Origin of the sequence: Streptomyces sp. NRRL WC-3742 (genome assembly GCF_000720635.1) — a bacterium.
Lineage (GTDB): Bacteria > Actinomycetota > Actinomycetes > Streptomycetales > Streptomycetaceae > Kitasatospora.
The window spans coordinates 1-19,173 of record NZ_JOCF01000106.1; the positions used below are offsets into that span (position 1 = coordinate 1).

Sequence of the window (19,173 nt, forward strand, 5' to 3'; positions counted from 1 at the left end):
AACAGCCTTCTCCCCAGCTCAGAGCACACCTTCACACGGGCTCTGTTCGATTCCAGGGCCAGGAAGACGATTCGCATGCCATCGGAAACAGGTACTCAGGGAACCTTCGCTCCGTCGCGACGCCCGGCACGCGCTCTCGCCGCACCGGCCGAAAGCCCGAGTGCGTCCAGTACGAGGGCTTCTGGCCGGCACGGCGAGAGGACGCACCGGACGCCGCTGCCTGGGGGCACCTGCCGGCCGGAGGCTGGGGGAGGGCGAAGGTTGCCTGATGCGGCACTAGGTCGGCCTCGGTGCGGTCGGCCTCGGCCGTCCGGTCGGTCCGGTGGGGGCCGCCCCCTTGCGGGCGGGTGTCGTGCGGGTACCCGTGGTGACGGGCGTGGAGCCCGCTCCGCTCCCCTCCCCTCCGCCCCTCTCCGCCCCTCTCCGCTCCGCTTCGCTCCTCGCCTTGCCTTACGGGGGTGCGGCGTTCCAGACCCATGAGGTGATGTGTGGTCGGCCGGGGAGGTCGCCCCGGCCGGTGGACCACAGCAGGACCTGGGCGGGATCGCCGGCGGGGGCGTCGGGTAGCAGCCGCTCGAGTACTGCCGTGCACAGGTCTTGCGGGGGGTGCCAGGCGATTCCCAGCCCCTGTGTGATGTCGTGTGTGTGGAGGAGTGTCTCGGCGACCCCCATGGCGGCGAACCCTGTCGGGTCGCACGGTCCGAAGTGCCAGGCGCGGTCACCGGGTGCGGCGGCGGCGAGTGCGGCGGCGAGCAGTCTTCCGCACGCGTTCACCACCTCGAGTACCTCGCGTACCGGGGCGCCGTCGTCGACGGCGAGGTCGAAGGGCAGGTAGGCGTGCGCGGGGCGGGCCGCCAACTGTCCGGCGTAGGCCAGCAGGTCGTGTGCGACGTGCGTGGCGGTCTGCCGGCAGCTCCATTCCAGCGACCCCGCACGGGCCTGCCAGTGCGCGCCGCCGTGCGGGCCCAGGACCTGGACCATCTCGTCCACGGCCCGGTCGACGTCCCTACCGCCCATGCTGTCCATGCCGTGATCATCGCAGCGGCTGGAAGCCGTCGGCAAGCGCAGTCCGGGCGGGCCCGCGGCCGGCTCCGCCGGCCGCGCATCACATGCCGCAGGCCAAGGCACGGCCCCCGGGGCGGGGCCGGCCGTCGCGACGCGCCGCCCACGGTGAGACCCCGCCCGCCCGGCCGGCGGGCGGGGCCCGCCGCAGCCCGCAACTCTGCGGCTCCCTTGCGGATCCTCGCCGGTTCGGCGCGGCAGCGGCGCCGGGCGGGCGAGGATCCGGGCAGGGGCGGGGCCGGCGGAACCCGTTGCGGGCACGGGCCCGGTGTGCTGGCGCGGCCGGTTGCGGGCGGCGTGGTGGGCGCCGTCGGGCCCGTACGGGTGCGGCGGCGCGGCGGTGGGGCGGGGTGTCAGGTGTGGGTGGGCAGGGGGTAGTGGGGCAGGGTGATGGCGTCGGCTTTGGTGAACTGGGCGGCGAGCAGGGGGCGTAGGGGCCAGCGGTCCATCCAGCGCATGGAGGTGGCGCGCAGGCGGATGGCGAGGGCGCTGCGGGGGGCGTAGCCGTTGATGCCGCCGGGGGGTAGTTGCTGGGCCTGGGTGGCGTAGGGGCGCATCTGTTCCTCGTAGCGGCGGTAGGCGAGGGTGAAGTCGCCTCGGGTGGTGGCGAGTTCGCCGGCGAGGAGGTAGGCGCCGACGAGGGCGAGGCTGGTGCCCAGTCCGGTGAGGGGGCTGGGGCTGTAGCCGGCGTCGCCGAGCAGGGCGATGCGGCCGCGGGTGTAGTGGGGCAGGCGGACCTGGCCGAAGGTGTCGAAGGCGAAGTCCTGGGAGCGGAGCATGCCTTCGACCAGGCGCCCGGTGTGCCAGCCGGCGCCGGTGAAGCGTTCGGCGAGCAGGCGCTGCTGGGCGGCTTTGCCGGCGCGGCCGGTCGGCAGGTGCGCGGGGCTCTCGCGCAGGGCGAGGCCGGCTTTGACCTCGCCGGGCAGGCGGCCGGGGCGGGCGCCTGCGACCAGGCCGCCGGGGGCGTTGTACATCAGGAACCAGTGGTCGAGTTCGCGGGCGAGGTCCGGGTCGTGGACGGTGAACCAGGCGTGGCAGCCGCCGATGGGCCGGTAGTGGTCGGTGTCGGGGCCGAAGGCCAGGCGCCGCACGGTGGAGTGGGGGCCGTCGGCGCCGACGACGAGGGCGAAGCGGCGCGCGGGGGCGTTCTCGAAGCGGACGGCGACGCCGCCCTGGTCCTCCTCGAGGGCGGTGACGGTGTCGTCGAAGAGGTACTCCACGCCTTCGGCCACGCTCGCCTCGTACAGGACGGCGGCCAGGTCGCCGCGCAGGATCTCGATCTCGGAGACGATGCCCTCGCCGCCGAACAGCTCCACCGGCATGCGGGCGCTGTGGCGGCCGAGGGTGTCGACCAGGGCGATGCCGCGCTGCTCGACGGCCAGGGCGCGGCAGCGGGGCATCAGGCCCATGCGCTCGACGACGGTGCGCGCCGCGCCGCGCAGGTCCACGCTCTGCCCGCCCGGGCGCGGGGCGCGGGCGCGTTCGACGACCAGGGGCGTGAAGCCGGCCCGGCGCAGCCACAGGGCCAGGGCGGGGCCGGCGATGCCGGCGCCGCTGATGAGGACGTCGGTGGGGTGCGGGGTGGTCCGTGAGGTCTCCATACCCGTGACCGTACGCCGTACGCGTGACGCTCAACAAGCCCTGTTCTGCGGTTATTTGAGATTGATGCACTAGTGCACTAGGGGGTGGGGCAGTGCACCCGTGCGGGCGGCGGGCGCCATCGGCGCAGGCGGCGCGGGCCCGCGCCGCCTGCACGGGTGCACTAGTGCGCGGACGGCGGCGCCGGCGGCGAGACCGGCGCGGGCACCGGCGGCGACGCCGGTGCGGGGCCGGACGCGGGTGCGGGGCCGGGAGCCGGTGGGGCGGGTGCGGCGGCGGGGGCCATGAGGGTGTGGAGCAGGTCCTCGCCCAGTGCCGCGGAGCTGGGCGACTGGTCGGGCAGGTGGTAGTCCTCGTACCACTGGGCCGGTGCCTCCGGGTGCGGCCCGCTCACCGCGACCCGGCCCGCCCCGTACGCGGCCACCACCGCGGCCGGGCGCTGGTTGGTGTAGCGGGCCAGCACCTGCGTGCCGGGGCCGTCCACGTCGAAGTACGGGCCGTCCTGGAAGTACATGCGCTGCGGCCGCCCGCGCCAGGCCACCTCCACCAGCTGGTCCCCCTCGCCGCTCACGCTCGCCCCCTGCGAGCGGATGTACTGGCCCGAGTCGCCCGGCAGCAGGTCGTAGCCCGGATCGCCCGCCAGGTAGCCGCCCATGCACAGCCCCAGGTAGCGGCCCCCGCCGCGTACGAAGTCGCGCACCAGGTCGGGGGAGAAGCCCTCCTCGCGCCGCAGCAGGCGCCACGCGGCGCCCACCTCCTGCCCGTTGGTGCCGCCCGGCTGCACGTACAGCGCCACCCCCGCCAGCGCCGCGCGCCCGAAGCGCACCCGCTCCCCGGGGCCGACGAAACGCACCGCGAACCCGCCGCGCCCCAGCATCTCGGCGGCCGCCTCCGCGCACCCCTCGCAGGCCGCCGGCCCCCGGTACACCAGCGCCACCGGCCGCCCCGCCGCGTCCGCCGGGCCCGCCGCGTCCGTCGCGGTGCCCGGGCCCGGGGCGCTGTCACCGGAGAGCGGCGCCGCCGGCGCCGACGCCCGTCCGCCCGGGGGCGCCGCCTCGCACCCGAAGGCCCCCAGCACCGCCACCGCCGCCACCACGGCCCCCACCGCCCGCCCGCCCCGCCACCCGCGCACCCCGGCACCCCTTCGTCTTCCCGCCTCGACCCGCCAGCGCCCCGACGCTAACGCCCCGCCGGGCCCGCCCGGCCCACCGGCCCCCGAACGGGTGACCCGCCCGCCCAGCCCCGTTGACACCCAGCCCCGGCCCCGCCCGCGGGCCTGCCGCCACGGGGCGGCGGCGCGGGCGCGGGGCGGCGGTGCGGGACGCCCGGCCGCAGCGGCCCCGGCCCGTCCCTCCTTCCGGGGGAGGGGGACGGCGGGGGCCGTGCCCGTCCCGCCCGTACTGCCCCCACGGGGGCGCCGCCCCCTCGCGGCGGGGCGCGGGACGGGCTCCGGCCCCGTGCGGTCCTTGGCGTTCCGGCGGTGGCGGGCCCCGGCCCGGGCGGCGGGTCGCGGCCCGGGCGGGGGTGTGGAACGGTGGAGGGGCCCGGGGTGGCCGGGTGCCGGGGAAGGTGCCGGCTGAGGAAAGGGGCGTGGCCCTCATGTCGTCCAAGCGTCGCCGCAAGAAGAAGGCCAGGGCCCGGCGCGGGGCCAACCACGGCCGCCGTCCACAGTGCTGAACCCCCTCTGAACCCCCTCTGGGCCCGCGCCCCGGCATCCTGGCCGGGGCGCGGGCCCAGACGTGTTCGCGCCCGCCGCAGGCGGGCGGTGTCCCGTGCCGGAGGCGGCGCGGGCGGGGCGCGGGCCGGGCGGCGGTACGGCAGGGCCTTCGCAGGCGACAGCGCGGCCCCGGCCCCGGCCCCGGCCCCGGGCAAGGCCGGGCGGGCCGGGGCGGCCGGTGACGCGGGCCGGCATGCCGAACCCGCCGCCGTCCACGCCCGCCCGCCCCGGGCCCGCCCCGGGCCCGCGGAGCCGCCGGGGGAGGGGGCCGCGGGTTCAGGCGGGCGGGCGCCGGTGCGCCGCGTCCCGGCGGGCGATCACCTCCACCAGCTCGCCGACCGTGTCCAGCCCCTCCGGCGACAGTGCCACCGCCCGCAGCGCCAGAGCGCGCACCCCCGCATCGCGCAGCGCCCCCAGCAGCGCCGACTCGCCCGCGATCCGCACACCCTGGCGCCCGTCGAAGAAGTACGCCGGCGACACCTCGAAGGACCGCGCCGGCGCCTCCAGGTGCCGCTTGGTCGGGTTGTCCCGCCGCCCGGTGCGCAGCTGCCACAGGCAGGTGGTGGAGATCGACTCCCCGCTCGCCTCCCGGCAGGCCCGCGCCACCTCCTCGTCGGTGTACCGCTCACGGTCGGGGCGGCGCACCGCGGCGAACAGCGCCCTGATCCGCCCCGCCACGCCCTGCGCCGCGCCCTTGGCTGCCGCCGTCGTGCCCGGTACGGTCCCGGGCGCGGCGTCCCGGGCCGACGGGCCGTCCGCCGACCGCGCCATCCCCCCGACCCCCCCGACCCCCCGACCCCCTCGTCCCCGCCCCGGCCCGCCGCCGCGTACCACCGGCGGGTCGCGCCGGCCGGCACGGGTGTGACGATACCCATGATCCATGCCGGTTGACCCCCGTCGGGGAGGGCTGACATTCTGGCCCCCCGGGGGGCCCGCGGACCGGCACCGAGCGGGCCGACGCCCCGTCAACTTCCGTTCACGCGAACGCCATTCGGCACAACCGACCACCCGGAAAGCGCCCGGACGACCCCGGCCGCCCCCGGCCAGGGGACAGCGGCCACCCCGCGCGGGGACACCAGCGGCACCACCGGGCCCGCGCCCCGCACCCGCAAGGGGGGAAGGCGGCCCGACCGGCCGCCCCTCCCAAGGCCCGCAGCACCCAGGAGGGGCCGTGGTGGACACCACGCCGCACACCCCGAACACCGCGCACACCGCCCCCGACACCGCGCACACCGCCCCGAACACCGAGCACTCCGCGCACACCGCCCCCGACACCGCGCACACCGCCCCGAACTCCCCGTACGCCGCCCCGCACTCCGCGCACTGCGCGCCGGCGTCCGTGGCCCGCCCGGCACGCGCGCACCGCACCGTGCGCCTGGCCTTCCTGTGGCGCGCCGCCGGCGCCCCCCTGGGCTGCCTCGCCGCCCTGGCCCTGGGCCTGCTCCTCACCCGCACCGGCGCCGCCGCCCGCCTGGGCGCCGTCCCCGCCCTCCTGCTCTCCACCGCCGCCGTCCTGGCCGCCGCCGCCCCCGTCCCCTTCGGCTTCTGGCTGCGCGCCCGGCCCGCCGGCCTGACCCTGGTACGCGCCTACCTGCCCCGCCGCTACGCCTGGGAGGCCATCCACTCCCTGGCCATGGAGACCAGCCCCGACCCCGACACCGGCGCCGCCCGCCTGGTCCTGCACCTGCGCCTGCACCCCCACCGCCCGCACCCCCACCGCCTGCGCCTGCGCCGCACCGGACCCGTCCTCGGCGTCCTCGCCACCACCCCCGCCGGCCTGCCCCGGGGCACCGAACCACCCCACCTGGCCCGCCTGTTCGACCTGCTGCGCCGCAACGGCGTCCCCCTGGGCGACAGCCGCTTCGCCGACCTCGTCCTCACCGCCCACGGCTACCCCGCCCTCGCCCACACCGCCCGCACCGCCCGCGCCGCCCCGGCCGTCCGCGCCGCCCGGACACCGTGCTGAGCCGCCGGGGGCCCGCGGTCCGTTGACGGGGACGGAGCGCGGCCGCCGTCCGGGGCCGGCCGCGCCCGCCGGCCGCCCGGGAGGCGCCCATGCACAGGTTCCACGGCGCGTGGCGGATCACCGTCACCCTCCGCAGCGCCGACTTCGAACAGCGCGCCGTCGTCCGCGGCCGCTACGGCACCCGCGTCCTGGCCGGCACACCCGGCGCCGGCCTCGTCGTCGACGAGGAGGACTGGACCCTCGCCCTCGAACACCTCCCCCACGGGCGCACCTGGCAGCCGGACCTGCGCACCACGCTGGGCCCGCTCACCCGCGAGGGCGGGCGCGTCAGCCGCCTGGTCACCGGCAACGACTGCCACCAGGCGGGCAAGCCGCTCCACTACGTCAACTTCGCCGTCCTCCTGGAAAGCCTCGACCAGCCCCGGCCCGCCCCCACCACCGCCGCAGCCGTGCCGCTCACCCGCCCCACCCCCGCCCGCTGACCCGCACGACGCCCGCCCGGCGCGGGAAGACCCCCTCCTCCTCCCGGCGCCCGCTCGGCGTACGAGCGGGCGCCGAGGTCCAGCGAGCCGCCCGAACACCGGTGTTCACGGCCCGTTCCCCCGCCGGGCCCGGGGCCACCCGACTGCCCCGGGGGTCGGGTTGTCGGTGGGGCGGGCGATGATAGGGGCTGTTTCGTGGAGCCGGACGGAAGGACACACCCTTATGAGCTGGTGGCAGCAGCCACTGGTCGGCTTCGACCTTGAGACCACGGGCACCGAACCGGCCGTGGACCGCATCGTCACGGCCGCGCTCGTGGACACGGTCGGGGCCGTCCGGGTGGGCGGCGCCACCTGGCTGCTCGACCCGGGCGTGCCGATCCCCGCCGAGGCCGAGGCGATCCACGGGATCGGGGACGACCTCGCGCGCCGCAAGGGCCGGCCGGCCAAGGAGGCGGTGGAGGAGATAGCCGCCGCGCTGTGCGAGCGGCTGGCGGCCGGGCGGCCGGTGGTCGCGTTCAACGCGCCGTTCGACCTGTCGCTGCTCGACGCCGAGCTGGGCCGCCACGGGCTGCCCACGCTCGCGCAGCGCCTCGGCGGGCCGGTCGGGCCGGTGCTCGACGCGCTGGTCATCGACCGGGCCGTGGACAAGTACCGCAAGGGCTCCCGCACCCTGCAGCGCGTCTGCGAGGTGTACGGCGTCGAGCTGACGGACGCCCACGAGGCGGGCAGCGACGCGCTGGCCGCCGTCCGCGTCGCCGTGGCGCTCGCCGAGCGCTACCCGGCCGAGGTGGGCGGGCTCGGCCTGGAGCAGCTGCACCGGCGCCAGATCGGCTGGTACCGGGAGTGGGCGGAGAGCCTTCAGGCGTGGCTGCGCCGCGGCAAGGACCCTCAGGCGGAGGTCGACGCGCGCTGGCCGTCGCGGTGACCGCCGCCGGAGGGTCCCTGCCGCGCCGCCGCACTACGGATGTAGTGCCACTACTCGCGTAGTGCCGCCCGGTCCTGGGCCCCGGACAGCAGCAGCCGCCGGGCCTGCTCGAACTCCGCGGCGTCCAGTTCCCCGTCCCGGTACTGCTGGGTGAGCCGTTCCAGCCGCACCGCCAGCGAGGGGCCGGCGTCCAGGACCGGGACCGGCGCCGGGGGCAGCGGTTCGCCGATCTGGGCGGCGCCCGGTTCGGCGGGGTCGTAGCGGACGGCCATCCGGTCGCCGACGCGGGGCTGTGCGAGGGCGGGGTGGAACCGGATCCGGGTGCAGAGGTGTTCGGAGCCGTCGTGGGCGGGGTAGCGGACGGTGATCAGCAGTTCCGGGTCCCCTCGGTGGGTGCGCCCGGTGGGCTCGGCCACGGTGACGACGCCGGTGCTGCTGGCCCCGCGGGCGGCGATCGTCAGGCCGAGGGCGCGGGCGGCGACGAACTCGCGCCGTTCGCGCCGCAGCCGGCGTTCGCCGAGGGTGGCGGTGGCCAGGGTGATCGCGAGGAGGATGCCGAGGCCGGGGAGCGCCTGGGAGGGCATGCCGCCGCCGAGGGCGGCGCCGAGGAGGCCGAGCAGGACGGCGCCGAGGATGATCGCGGCGGTCGGCAGCCGGTTCGGGGTGTTCCGGCCGAGGCCGGCCGCGAGGTTCGCCGCCGTGGTCAGGCCGAGCACCCAGAGGAGGAGGGAGCCCGCGCCGTAGCCCAGGGTGCCGAACCAGTCCTGGCAGCCGGTGGCGGGCCCGCAGGCGGCGGGGCCGAGGAAGCTGCTGGTCATGGGCCTGAGCAGCAGCCCGCCGCCCAGGCACATGGCCGCGCACCCCGCCAGGCCGACCATACGACCAGCACTCAATCGCGGTCCGCCGTAGGGGACTTGGTCCTCGGGCAGGCTCATTGCGGTCATACCTCGGATGCTAACCGTGACCTCCACGGGAGCCGGGGAAGCCGCAGCGTCCTGCGGCCGTCCATCGCGGGAACGGCGGGTGAACCCACAACTTCCCTAGGACGCCGGGAAGTCGAAGGTGTACCCCTGGGCGACGAGCCAGGGCAGCAGCTGCTTGAGCGCGGCCACGGTCTGGCTCCGGTCGCCGCCGCCGTCGTGCAGGAGGACCACACCGCCGGGCTTGAGCTGGTGCTGCACGGTGGAGACGATCGAGGCGACCCCGGGGCGGGACCAGTCGCGCGGGTCGACGGACCAGCCGAGGGAGGACATGCCGAGGCTCGCGGTGATCTGCTCGTTGTCGGCGTTGAAGCCGCCGCCGGGGGCGCGGAACCAGCCGACCCGGGTGCCGGGCCCGCCGGCCTGGACGATCATGTCGCGGGCGGCGGTGATCTCGTAGGCGGCCCTGTCGTGGGGGAGCTTCGCGAAGGGCTGCGGGTGGTGGACGCTGTGGTCGCAGAGCCGGTGCCCCTCGGCCAGGACGCGCTTGACCAGGGCGGGGTTGGCGGCGGCGTTCTGCCCGATCTGGCAGAAGGTGGCCTTGGCGCCGTACTGGGCGAGCAGGTCGAGGACCTGGCCGGTGGCCGGACCGGGGCCGTCGTCGAAGGTGAGGGCGACGGTGCGGCCCCCGGAGGCGGTGGAGCCGATCACGGTGGCGGCCCCGCCGTGCCCGGGCGGCGGCGCGTGCTCCCCGGCCGGGGAGCCGGTCGCGGCGCCGGTCTGCGCCGGGGTCGGCGCCGGGGTCGGCGAGGTGCTCGGGGCGCGGGTCGCGGTGGTGTGCGGGGCCGGGGTGGTCGCGGCGGCGGAGGGGGCCGCCGGCGGCGCGCCGTCCGCGCCCGGGGAGGGCGCGATGGTCGCGGCCGGGCTGCCGCCCGGGGACCGTACGGCGCCGGTGCTGCCCGTGCTGCCGGTGCTGCCCGTGCTGCCGGTGGTGCCCGCCGGCTGGAGGGCCCCGCTGGCCGTGCCGCAGGCGGCCAGGCCCAGGGCCGCCGCCACCGCGACGCACCCGGCGACCAGTCGGCGGCGGGCGCGGCCGCGTCCGGAAGACGGAGAAGGGGAGGTCCTGTACATGGCGGCGGCTCCTGAGGTGCGAGGGCGGGTGCCGATCCCTTGGTCAGGATGGTTGTGTGACAGGACGCCGATCGTACGTTCCCCGGTTGCCCCCCGGACCGAAGCGTCGTAGGAGCCTTCTCACACCCGCCCGACTCGCGCCTCCCCGTCAGAACGGGTACCAGCGCACCCCGGTGGCCCCGTCCCGCAGCGAGTCGACCCGGCGCCGGAACTCCGCGAGGGCGGCCGGGTTGCTCGCCGCCTGCTGCGCGACCCAGGAGGCGCTGGCCGTCTCGCGGGCCCCGCGCAGCACGGTGAAGCCGGGCCACTCCCGTACGTCCCAGCCGTACGCCCCGGTGAACGCCGCGTACTCGTCCGCGGGCACCCCGTACCGGTCGTGGGCGAGCGCGAGGACGACGAGGTCGTGCTCGCGCAGGTCGTCCGCGACGAACTCCAGGTCGAGCAGGACGGGCCCCTCCGGGCCGACGTGGACGTTGCGCGGCAGGGCGTCCCCGTGGATGACGCCGGGGTGCAGCCGGGGGACGAGGTCCTCCAGCGCGGCCTCGAAGGCGGCGCGGCGGTGGCGCAGGAAGGCGACGTCCGCCGGGTCGACGTGGCCCTCGGCGGAGGCCAGCCAGCGCTCGACCGGGGCCAGCAGGTCGCGCCGGCCGAGCGGGACGGGCGGCAGCGGCAGCCGGTGCAGGGCGCGCAGCAGCGGCGCGAGGTCCACCGGCCGCGCCGGGCGGACGGCGGGGGCGAGGCGGTGCCAGAAGGTGACGGGGTGCCCGTGGGCGAGCTGCGGCTCGGGCGCCACGGCGCCGTAGGGGCGCACGACGGGGACGTCCTGGGCGGCCAGCCAGTGGGCGACGGCCAGTTCGCGGTGCGCCCGGTCGTACAGTTCGGGGCCGCGGCCGACCTTGGCGACCACGGCCGGGTCGCCGAGGTCGAAGACGGCGTTCTCGCCGAGCGCGAGCAGCCGGGCCTCTCCGGGGCCGGGCAGGCCCGCGCTCTCGCAGGCGTGGGCGAGCAGCAGCCGGGCGCGTCCTTCGTCGAAGGGGATCATGGCTGGGCTCCGTTCCGCTGGCGTTCCTCCGGAGGCTCCCGGACGGTGATCATCATGACGCACGGACGCCGGGCCCCGCGCGCTGCGGGACCCGGCGTCCGAAGCCGCGCAGGGTGTCAGACACCGACCTTGCGGTGCCGTCCGGCCTCGGGGGCCTCGACCGTCCCGAGGGGGGCGGCGGCGGCCGGGGCGGGCTCGGCGTGCTCGAGGTTCGGCAGCCAGCCGAGCCAGCGCGGCAGGTACCAGTTGCGCTCGCCCAGCAGGCTCATCACCGAGGGCAGCAGCACCGCGCGGATCACGGTCGCGTCGATCAGCACCGCGACGGCCAGGCCGACGCCCATCTGCTTCATCGCCTGCATGGACAGGGTGCCGAAGACCGCGAACACCGCGACCATGATCACCGCGGCGCTGGTGACCACGCCGGCCGTGGAGCGGATGCCGTGGGCGATGGCGGCGCCGGTGGCCATCCCGCGGTCGCGGCCCTCCTTGATCCGGGAGACCACGAAGACGTGGTAGTCCATCGAGAGGCCGAAGAGGATCACGAAGAGGAACAGCGGCACCCAGGACTCGATCGCGCCGACCCCCGCGGTGCCCAGCAGCGAGGCGCCCACCCCGTGCTGGAAGACCAGGGTCAGCACCCCGTACGCGGCGCCCACCGAGAGCAGGTTGAGCGCGACGGCGGTGACGGCGACGGCCAGGGAGCGGAAGGAGGTGAGCATCAGGACGAAGGCGAAGGCGACCACGAAGCCGAAGACCAGCGGCATCGAGCCGGTCATCTGCTCGTTGAAGTCGTGGGAGCCGGCGGTGCGTCCGGTGACGGGCGCCTCGGTGCCGGGCACCTTGAGGACGGTGGCGGGCACCAGGTCCTCGCGCAGGGTGCGCAGCGCGTCGTTGCTGACGGAGTCGTTGCCGGTGCCGTTGAGCGGGATCTCGACCAGGGCGATGTTCTTGTCGGCGTGGACGACGACGTCGATCGGGCCGTGCATCCGGCCGCTGGCCAGGGCCTTGGCCTTGAGGTCGGCGATGGCGGCGGTCATCGCGGGGGAGGAGACGTCGGTGGTCCTGATGACCACGGTGGCGGGGGCGGGGCTGCCGGGGAAGGCGGCCTCGATCTTCTGCGAGGCGGCCACCAACTCGTTGCCGGCGGGCAGTTGCTGCTGGAACGTCAGGTTGGCGGTGTGCATGGTGAGCAGCGGCGCGGCCAGGCCCAGCAGGACGGCCCCGGCGAGCACGGTGGCGGCCAGCGGGCGGCGCAGCACCGGTGTCAGCACGGCGTTCCAGAAGCGGCCGCCGGTCTGCCCGGTGTCGGGGCGGCGCAGCTTGGAGAGCAGCGGCACCCGGCCCTTGTCGACCCGGTCGCCGAGCATGGACAGCAGCGCGGGCAGCACGGTGAGCGAGCCGAGCACGGCGGTGATCACGACGACGATGGTGGCGTAGGCCATGGCCTGGAAGTCGGCGATCCCGGTGAGGAACATGCCCGCCATGGCGACCACGACGGTGACGCCGGAGACGAGGACGGCCCGGCCGCTGGTGGCGGCGGCGATGCTCAGCGCGGTGGCGGCGTCGCGCCCGGCGGCCCGTTCCTCGCGTTCGCGGCGCAGGTAGAAGAGGCAGTAGTCGACGCCGACGGCGAGGCCGACCAGCAGCATCACGGAGCTGGCGTCGTTGCTGGTGTGCAGCAGCCCGCTGGAGAGGGCGACGAGCCCGCCGGCGGCGATGAAGGCGGTGAGCGCGAGGACGACGGGCAGCACGGCGGCGACCAGCGCGCCGAAGGCGATCAGCAGGATGCCCAGGGCCAGCGGCACGGCCGTCCACTCGGCGCGGGCGAAGTCGTCCTTGAACTGGTCCTGTATCCACTTGCCGGAGCTGGCGTCGCCGAGTTCGACGACGGTGAGGTCGGGGTGCTGCTTCTGCACGCCGGCCACGGAGTCCATCACGGACCGGACGTTCTTCTGCGCCTCGTCGTGGTCGCCCTTGAGGGTGAGCACGACGAGCGCGGAGTGCCCGTCCGCGGAGACGGCCTTGGTGTCGTACGGGGAGCGGACCTCGGAGACGTGGCCGGTGCCGTCGACGGCGGTGACGACCTGCTTGACGACGGCCCTGAACTGCGGGTCGTCGGCGCTGCGGGAGGAGCTCTGGACCAGGACGGTCTCGCTCGCGGAGCCCTTGATCCCGGCGTCGTCCAGGATCCTGGCGGCGCGGGAGACCTGGCCGGGCATCGCCTCGGACTGGGTCACCTCGGTGCTGCCGTGCATGCCGCCGAGGACGGCGGCGAGGATGACGAAGAGCAGCCAGCCGAAGACGGCCGTCTTGCGGTTGCGGGCGCTCCACGCGCCCATGGCCGCAGCCATGCCGAGTCTGGTCTTCACGGAAGGTCCCCCTGGGAGAGCGGCGGTCGTCGCCTGACGGTTCGTCGGCGGCCCGTTCGCCCAGGTCGCCGCGTGTGCGCCGGGTGCGTCCGGCGTCGTAAACGACCCTAGGGAAGCGGGGGTTGAGCGGTAATCCGGCTGGCGGGTGAGCGCTCCCTGGTGCAAGCATCGGGGTGGTGGTGGGGTTATCCCCACCCCTCGACCCTGAGGTCTCCTCCCCTGGGTAGGGGACGAACTCCACCCTGAGGGGGAGCCGTCTCCACCCGGAGCACGAGGTCAACGGGGTTGCGCCCAGGGCAAACTGGGTCGGGGCCGATTTCGGGGCGGCCCCGAAACGGGGGTTGGAATACGGGGGCTCCTTGCCGGGCGGCAAGCCAGTGCTCGTAGGATGATGCCCAGACCTACTTACCTGCCGACCGGTAAGCGAGTTGCCTGCGTGCGCTCCGCCGGTCCTGCCGTCGCCCGGCGTCCCGTCCCCCAAGGGCTGCGGTGAGTCATGCCCAGGAGGCATCACGAGCATGTTCCACCGACTAGGACACTTCGTCGTCCGCCGCGCATGGTGGGTGATCGTGGCGTGGATCGTCGCCATGGTCGCCATCTTCGCGACCGCACCGAAGATCACCGCCGAGACGGACGAGTCATCGTTCCTGCCCAAGCACTACGAGTCCATCCAGGCCGCGCAGGTCCAGGCCAAGGCGTTCCCGGCCGCGTTCACCCCCGCCGCCCTCGTGCTGTTCGAGCGCAACGACGGCGGCGCGCTGACCGACGCCGACAAGAAGGCGATCGGCAAGCTTGTCGACGATCTGACGGCCAAGAAGATCGCCGGCATCGACAAGGTCGTCGCGCCGAACGACCAGCAGGGCTACTCGCAGGACAGCAAGTACGGCATGGCCATGGTCGCCTTCGACAAGGACCACGAAGGCGACCCGGACAAGGGGATCGAGACCGCCAAGGCCCTGCGTGACGACGGCAAGCAGCTTGCCTCCGGCACCAGCGTCAAGTTCCAGCTGGGCGGCCCCGCCGGACAGGCCCTCGACCAGAAGGAGTCCTCGGGCGACACCCAGGGCCTCATCACCATGCTCACGCTGGTGCTGGTCATCGTGATCGTCGGCGGCATCTTCCGCAGCGTCCTGGCCGGCTTCCTGCCGATCCTGGTCTCGCTGATCATCGCCCTGCCCGCCTCGATGGGTCTGATCAACGACGCCACCAAGGCGTTCGACCTCAAGACCACACCCATCATGACGGTCATCCTCATCGTCGTGGTGCTCGGCGTCGGCACCGACTACTTCCTCTTCCTCGCCTTCCGCTACCGCGAGAGGCTGCGAGCCGGGGACGACCGCAAGACGGCCGTCGCCAACGCGGTCGGCAGGGTCGGTGAGGCGATCGCCTCCGCGGCCGGCGCCGTCGCCGTCGCCTTCGCCGTGCTGATCCTCTCCAGCCTCGGCATGTTCGAGGCCCTCGGCCCGGCGCTGGCCATCGGCGTGATCGTCACCGCGCTGGCCTCCGTCACCCTGGCCCCGGCGCTGCTCGCCGTCATCCCGGCCCGCGCCGTGTTCTGGCCCGGCAAGAAGTGGATGCAGGAGCCGAAGAACGCGCGCTTCGCCGCCCTCGGCCGCAGCGTCGAGAAGCGCCCGGGCATCATCGCCCTCGCCTCCGGCGGCGCGCTGGTCGCCCTCACCTTCGGCGCCCTGAACTACAACGGCCTGTTCGACATGGCCGGCAGCTCCATGCCGAAGGACAAGGAGTCGATGGTCGTCCAGGACAAGATGTCCAACGCCTTCTCCAAGGGCGCGGCCGACCCGAGTCAGGTCTACCTGAGCAGCAAGGACGGCAAGAAGCTCGACCAGTCCGCCTTCAAGGCGTACGGGGACAAGCTCAAGGGGGTCCCCGGCGTCGCCGAGGTCCACCTGCCCGTCGCCGACAAGGAGAGCCACAGCATCAGCGAGGACGGGGTCACGGCCCAGTTCACGGTGATGCTCAAGGACAGCCCGACCAGCAACGAGGCGGTCGACGCCGTCACCGAGCTGCGCGAGGTCGCCCACAAGAACGCCCCGGCGGGCACCGAGGCCAAGGTCGCCGGTGTCTCCTCGGTGTACAAGGACATCAACCTGGCGATGGTCCACGACTACACGCTCGTGTTCCCGCTCGCCGGCCTGCTCATCCTGCTCATCCTGGCGCTCCAGCTGCGCAGCGTGGTCGCGCCCTGGTACCTGATGGCCTCCGTCGGCCTCGGGTTCGGCGCCACCCTCGGCTCCACCGTGCTGCTCTTCCAGAACCTCAAGGGCGAGCCCGGCCTGATGTTCATGATGCCGATCCTGATCTACCTCTTCGTGGTGGCGATCGGGACCGACTACAACATCCTGATCATCGCCCGCCTGCGCGAGGAGGCCCGCGAGGGCAGGAGCCCGCGCGAGGCGGCCCGCGAGGCGGTGCGCCACGGCGGTCCGACCGTCGCCGCGGCCGGCTTCATCCTGGCGGCCTCGTTCGCGACCTTCATGGCCGCGGGCAACACGTTCATGCTGGAGTTCGGCTTCGCCATGGCCTTCGGCATCGTCCTCGCGTCCTTCGTGATGGCGATGTTCTTCACCCCGGCGATCACCGCGCTGATCGGCAACAAGGCGTGGTGGCCCGGCCACGGCGGCGACGCCCGGCCCGGCGCCGGCCAGTCCCCGCACGCCGGCACCCACGGCGTGCCGGAGCCGGCCGGCCGGCACTGACACCGGCCTGGCGCCGGTAGCGGCACCAGCGGGGCCCGGACGGGTCCCCACAGGCGGCGCCCCGCTTCGGCGGGGCGCCGCCTGCCCCGTTGCGGGAGCCCGCAAACGTGATCTCTCCGGTCTGAAATCCCCGGTCAATCGGGGTGTCGCCGTGCTACAGTCGAAGCAGTTGCAGTTTTGGTTCCCATGAACGTATGTGTGCGCCTGCTGGTACCAACCAACAGGCGCATTTGTTTTGTCCGGTGTTTCAGCCTCCGGATGGGGATCGCGGCTACGTGGGGATTCACGAGGTGTGAATTCCTGACGCCCCAGTTAGAGGAGACGGTTATGGCTACCGGCACCGTGAAGTGGTTCAACAGCGAAAAGGGCTTCGGCTTCATCGAGCAGGCCGAGGGCGGCCCGGACGTGTTCGCGCACTACTCGAACATCACCGCTCAGGGCTTCCGTGAGCTGCTCGAGGGCCAGCAGGTCGAGTTCGACGTGACCCAGGGCCAGAAGGGCCCGCAGGCCGAGAACATCCGCGTGATCGGCTGACCTCAGCCGTCACGCTGACTCGCGAACCGCAGAGCTCGCGAATCTTGTGACGTGGGGGCCCGCACCAGCAGGTGCGGGCCCCCGCTCATGCCGCCGTACGGCCGGGGCGGCGCACTCCAGGACCGCGGCCGACCAGCCCCATCGACGGGCTGAGTACCGATGGACGGAGATCCTGTGACCACCCCTGCCCGCCCGCCGCGCGACCGCGCCGCCGGCCCCCGCCGCAACTCCGGCGCCCCCCGCACTTCCGGCGACGCCCGTACCTCCGGCGACGCCCGCACCGACCGCGCGCGCAAGCCCCGCGGCCGCTCCGGCGCCCCCAAGGGCACCCGCGCCGCCGTGCCCGAGGCCGCCGAGTTCACCGTCGTCGAGGGCACCCCCGCGCGCCCGCCGGCGAAGGGCTTCGCCGAACTGGACCTGCCCAAGGGGATCCTCAGCGCGCTCACCCGCGAAGGCGTCACCGAGCCGTTCCCGATCCAGGCCGCCACGCTGCCCGACTCCATCGCCGGGCGCGACGTCCTCGGCCGCGGCCGCACCGGCTCCGGCAAGACCCTCGCCTTCGGCCTGCCGCTGCTCGCCCGCACCGCCGGCGCCCGCGCCGTCGCCCGGCACCCGCTCGCGCTCGTGCTGGTGCCCACCCGCGAGCTCGCCCAGCAGGTCACCGACGCGCTCACCCCGTACGCCACCGCCGTCAACCTGCGGATCACCACCGTCGTCGGCGGCATGTCGATCAACAAGCAGGCCAACGCGGTGCGCCGCGGCGCCGAGGTGCTCGTCGCCACCCCCGGCCGCCTCGACGACCTGATCGGGCGCGGGGACGTCAACCTCTCCGACGTGGCGATCACCGTCCTGGACGAGGCCGACCAGATGGCCGACATGGGCTTCCTGCCGCAGGTCAGCAAGCTGCTGGAGCAGGTCGCCGAGGGCGGGCAGCGGATGCTGTTCTCCGCCACCCTCGACCGCAACGTCGACCGCCTGGTCAAGCGCTTCCTCACCGACCCGGTCACCCACTCGGTGGACCCGTCGGCCGGCGCCGTCACCACCATGGACCACCACGTCCTCCAGCTCGACCCGGCGGACAAGGCGTCCACCACCGCGCACATCGCCTCCCGCGACGGCCGGCTGATCATGTTCGTGCACACCAAGCACGGCGCCGACCGCCTCGCCAAGCAGCTGCTCGCCAACGGCGTCAAGGCCGCGGCCCTGCACGGCGGCAAGTCCCAGCCGCAGCGCAACCGGGTGCTCGACCAGTTCCGCGACGGCCTCGTCACCGCGCTGATCGCCACCAACGTCGCGGCCCGCGGCATCCACATCGACGGGCTCGACCTCGTCGTCAACGTCGACCCGCCCGTCGACCACAAGGACTACCTGCACCGCGGCGGCCGCACCGCCCGCGCGGGCGAGTCCGGCACGGTCGTCACCCTCGTGCTGCCCGAGCAGCGCCGCGAGGTCAACCGGCTGATGACGGTCGCCGGCATCCGGCCGACCGTCACCAAGGTCCGCCCCGGCGACGCCGACCTCGCCAAGATCACCGGCGCCCGCACCCCCAGCGGCGTCCCGGTCGCCGTCGCGGTGCCCGTCGCCGCGGTGAGCCCGGCCGCCGAGGCCAAGGGCGACAAGCCCGCCAACGCCCGCCGCCGTCCCGGCAAGCGCTCCGCGCTGCCCGCCGACGTCGACATGAACGGCAACCCGCGCCGCCCCCGCCCCAAGCAGCAGGCCGGCAACGGCGGCCGCCCCCAGGCCGCCGGCTTCATCGGCCGCTCCTCCGGCCGCGCCAAGCCCGGCAGCGGCTCCAAGTCCGGCGCCAACTACGGCACCGGCCGCCAGCGCCGCGCCGTCGACTAGCAGACCGCCGAGGGGCCGCAGACCCCCTGTCCGCACGCGTCGGGTTTCGCACCCCCGGCAATGTTGGCGAGGTACAGTTCTATGTACATCACCAACATCGATCGGCGGAGGTGCCGGATGTCCGTGACACAGATCGACATCGACGACGAGGCGTTGGCGCGTGTGATGGCGCTTCCCGACGTGCGGACGAAGAAGGAAGCCGTCAACCGCGCGCTGCGCGAGCTCGCGGAGCGGCAGGAACGCGCTACGCGCATCGCCAGGCACTTCGAGAGGGCCCAGCGCTGGGGAGCGGTCGAGGAGGCCGAGCGCCTGCACCGGGCGGAGAAGGACGTGCGGTGATCTATCTGCTGGACACCTCCGCGCTCTTCCGGTTGCTGCGCGAGCCGAAGCTCCAGGCGGCCTGGTACGACGCGATCGACGCCGGGTCGATCGCGTCGTGCTACCCGCAGCGCGCCGAGTTCCTCTACAGCGCGCGCGACGGCCGGGAGTACGACGAGATCTCCGAGATGTTCGCCGACCTCTACCCGGACGTCTCGGTCCCGAAGGGCGCAGGGCGCTGGATCGACTCGGTGCAGCGGCGGACGGCCAACGCCGGACAGCACCGTAGTGCTTCGGCGGTCGACCTGATGATCGCGGCGACGGCCGCCCACCACGGCCTCACGGTGCTGCACGACGATGCGGACTACCGGACGGTGGCCCGGCACGCGGCGGACTTCGCCGAGCACAGCGTCCTCGACGTCATCTGACCGAACCGACCCCCGCTGTCAGGCCGCCAGGGAGGTGGCCGCAGGGGCCGCCGTGTCGAGGCGGTGGAGGATGAGGGCGGCCAGTTCGGGGGCGGGGCCGAGGGGGTGGGCCAGGTGG

Annotated in this window: 16 protein-coding genes; 8 read left to right on the forward strand and 8 right to left on the reverse strand. The window is 74.9% G+C overall.

Annotation, left to right across the window (positions count from 1 at the left end; genetic code table 11):
* Positions 1-450: 450 nt before the first annotated feature.
* The 4 genes from IH61_RS0137455 to IH61_RS0137470 form a co-directional block, all read right to left on the reverse strand.
* A complete protein-coding gene (locus IH61_RS0137455; RefSeq protein WP_234327505.1) occupies positions 451-1,026 on the reverse strand; it encodes a maleylpyruvate isomerase N-terminal domain-containing protein in 576 nt (191 codons plus the stop codon).
* A 389-nt stretch (positions 1,027-1,415) separates the two neighbouring features.
* Positions 1,416-2,663 (reverse strand): FAD-dependent monooxygenase, encoded by a 1,248-nt coding sequence (locus IH61_RS0137460; protein WP_031078416.1) that lies wholly within the window; start codon positions 2,661-2,663, stop codon positions 1,416-1,418.
* A 161-nt stretch (positions 2,664-2,824) separates the two neighbouring features.
* Positions 2,825-3,793 (reverse strand): hypothetical protein, encoded by a 969-nt coding sequence (locus IH61_RS47975; protein WP_199823442.1) that lies wholly within the window; start codon positions 3,791-3,793, stop codon positions 2,825-2,827.
* An 861-nt stretch (positions 3,794-4,654) separates the two neighbouring features.
* Complete coding sequence (locus IH61_RS0137470; protein WP_267884091.1) at positions 4,655-5,149, reverse strand: XRE family transcriptional regulator; 495 nt, start codon at positions 5,147-5,149, stop codon at positions 4,655-4,657.
* A gap of 400 nt (positions 5,150-5,549) precedes the next feature.
* Here IH61_RS0137470 and IH61_RS0137475 point away from each other — a divergent pair, with 400 nt between their 5' ends.
* From IH61_RS0137475 to IH61_RS0137485, 3 genes are all read left to right on the forward strand, one after another.
* Positions 5,550-6,344, forward strand: a complete 795-nt coding sequence (locus IH61_RS0137475) for a hypothetical protein (protein ID WP_031078421.1) — start codon at positions 5,550-5,552, stop codon at positions 6,342-6,344.
* A gap of 89 nt (positions 6,345-6,433) precedes the next feature.
* The gene (locus IH61_RS0137480) at positions 6,434-6,826 is read left to right on the forward strand and encodes a hypothetical protein (protein WP_031078423.1); all 393 of its coding nucleotides are present in this window, start codon (positions 6,434-6,436) and stop codon (positions 6,824-6,826) included.
* Between the two features lie 223 nt (positions 6,827-7,049).
* Entirely contained in the window at positions 7,050-7,751 is a 702-nt protein-coding gene (locus IH61_RS0137485) for an exonuclease domain-containing protein (protein ID WP_031078425.1), read from the forward strand.
* 50 nt (positions 7,752-7,801) lie between these two features.
* On the opposite strand, the gene IH61_RS0137490 is transcribed toward IH61_RS0137485, so the two are convergent.
* The 4 genes from IH61_RS0137490 to IH61_RS0137505 form a co-directional block, all read right to left on the reverse strand.
* Positions 7,802-8,695 (reverse strand): SHOCT domain-containing protein, encoded by an 894-nt coding sequence (locus tag IH61_RS0137490; RefSeq protein ID WP_158845763.1) that lies wholly within the window; start codon positions 8,693-8,695, stop codon positions 7,802-7,804.
* Positions 8,696-8,791: 96 nt separating this feature from the next.
* Positions 8,792-9,802 (reverse strand): polysaccharide deacetylase family protein, encoded by a 1,011-nt coding sequence (locus IH61_RS46545; RefSeq protein WP_107057339.1) that lies wholly within the window; start codon positions 9,800-9,802, stop codon positions 8,792-8,794.
* A gap of 148 nt (positions 9,803-9,950) precedes the next feature.
* Positions 9,951-10,844: a phosphotransferase enzyme family protein gene (locus tag IH61_RS0137500; RefSeq protein ID WP_031078431.1), complete on the reverse strand. Its 894-nt coding sequence runs from the start codon at positions 10,842-10,844 to the stop codon at positions 9,951-9,953.
* A 116-nt stretch (positions 10,845-10,960) separates the two neighbouring features.
* Positions 10,961-13,195: an MMPL family transporter gene (locus IH61_RS0137505; protein WP_031078433.1), complete on the reverse strand. Its 2,235-nt coding sequence runs from the start codon at positions 13,193-13,195 to the stop codon at positions 10,961-10,963.
* A gap of 536 nt (positions 13,196-13,731) precedes the next feature.
* Here IH61_RS0137505 and IH61_RS0137510 point away from each other — a divergent pair.
* From IH61_RS0137510 to IH61_RS0137530, 5 genes are all read left to right on the forward strand, one after another.
* Positions 13,732-15,930, forward strand: coding sequence for an MMPL family transporter (locus tag IH61_RS0137510; RefSeq protein WP_031078435.1), 2,199 nt, complete (start codon positions 13,732-13,734; stop codon positions 15,928-15,930).
* A 327-nt stretch (positions 15,931-16,257) separates the two neighbouring features.
* The gene (locus tag IH61_RS0137515; RefSeq protein ID WP_031078438.1) at positions 16,258-16,464 is read left to right on the forward strand and encodes a cold-shock protein; all 207 of its coding nucleotides are present in this window, start codon (positions 16,258-16,260) and stop codon (positions 16,462-16,464) included.
* A gap of 174 nt (positions 16,465-16,638) precedes the next feature.
* Positions 16,639-18,309 (forward strand): DEAD/DEAH box helicase, encoded by a 1,671-nt coding sequence (locus IH61_RS0137520; RefSeq protein ID WP_420714064.1) that lies wholly within the window; start codon positions 16,639-16,641, stop codon positions 18,307-18,309.
* A gap of 117 nt (positions 18,310-18,426) precedes the next feature.
* Entirely contained in the window at positions 18,427-18,648 is a 222-nt protein-coding gene (locus IH61_RS0137525; RefSeq protein ID WP_031078442.1) for a type II toxin-antitoxin system VapB family antitoxin, read from the forward strand.
* Positions 18,645-19,055 (forward strand): PIN domain-containing protein, encoded by a 411-nt coding sequence (locus tag IH61_RS0137530; protein ID WP_031078444.1) that lies wholly within the window; start codon positions 18,645-18,647, stop codon positions 19,053-19,055. Before IH61_RS0137525 ends, IH61_RS0137530 begins: the two co-directional genes overlap by 4 nt.
* Positions 19,056-19,173: the final 118 nt, after the last annotated feature.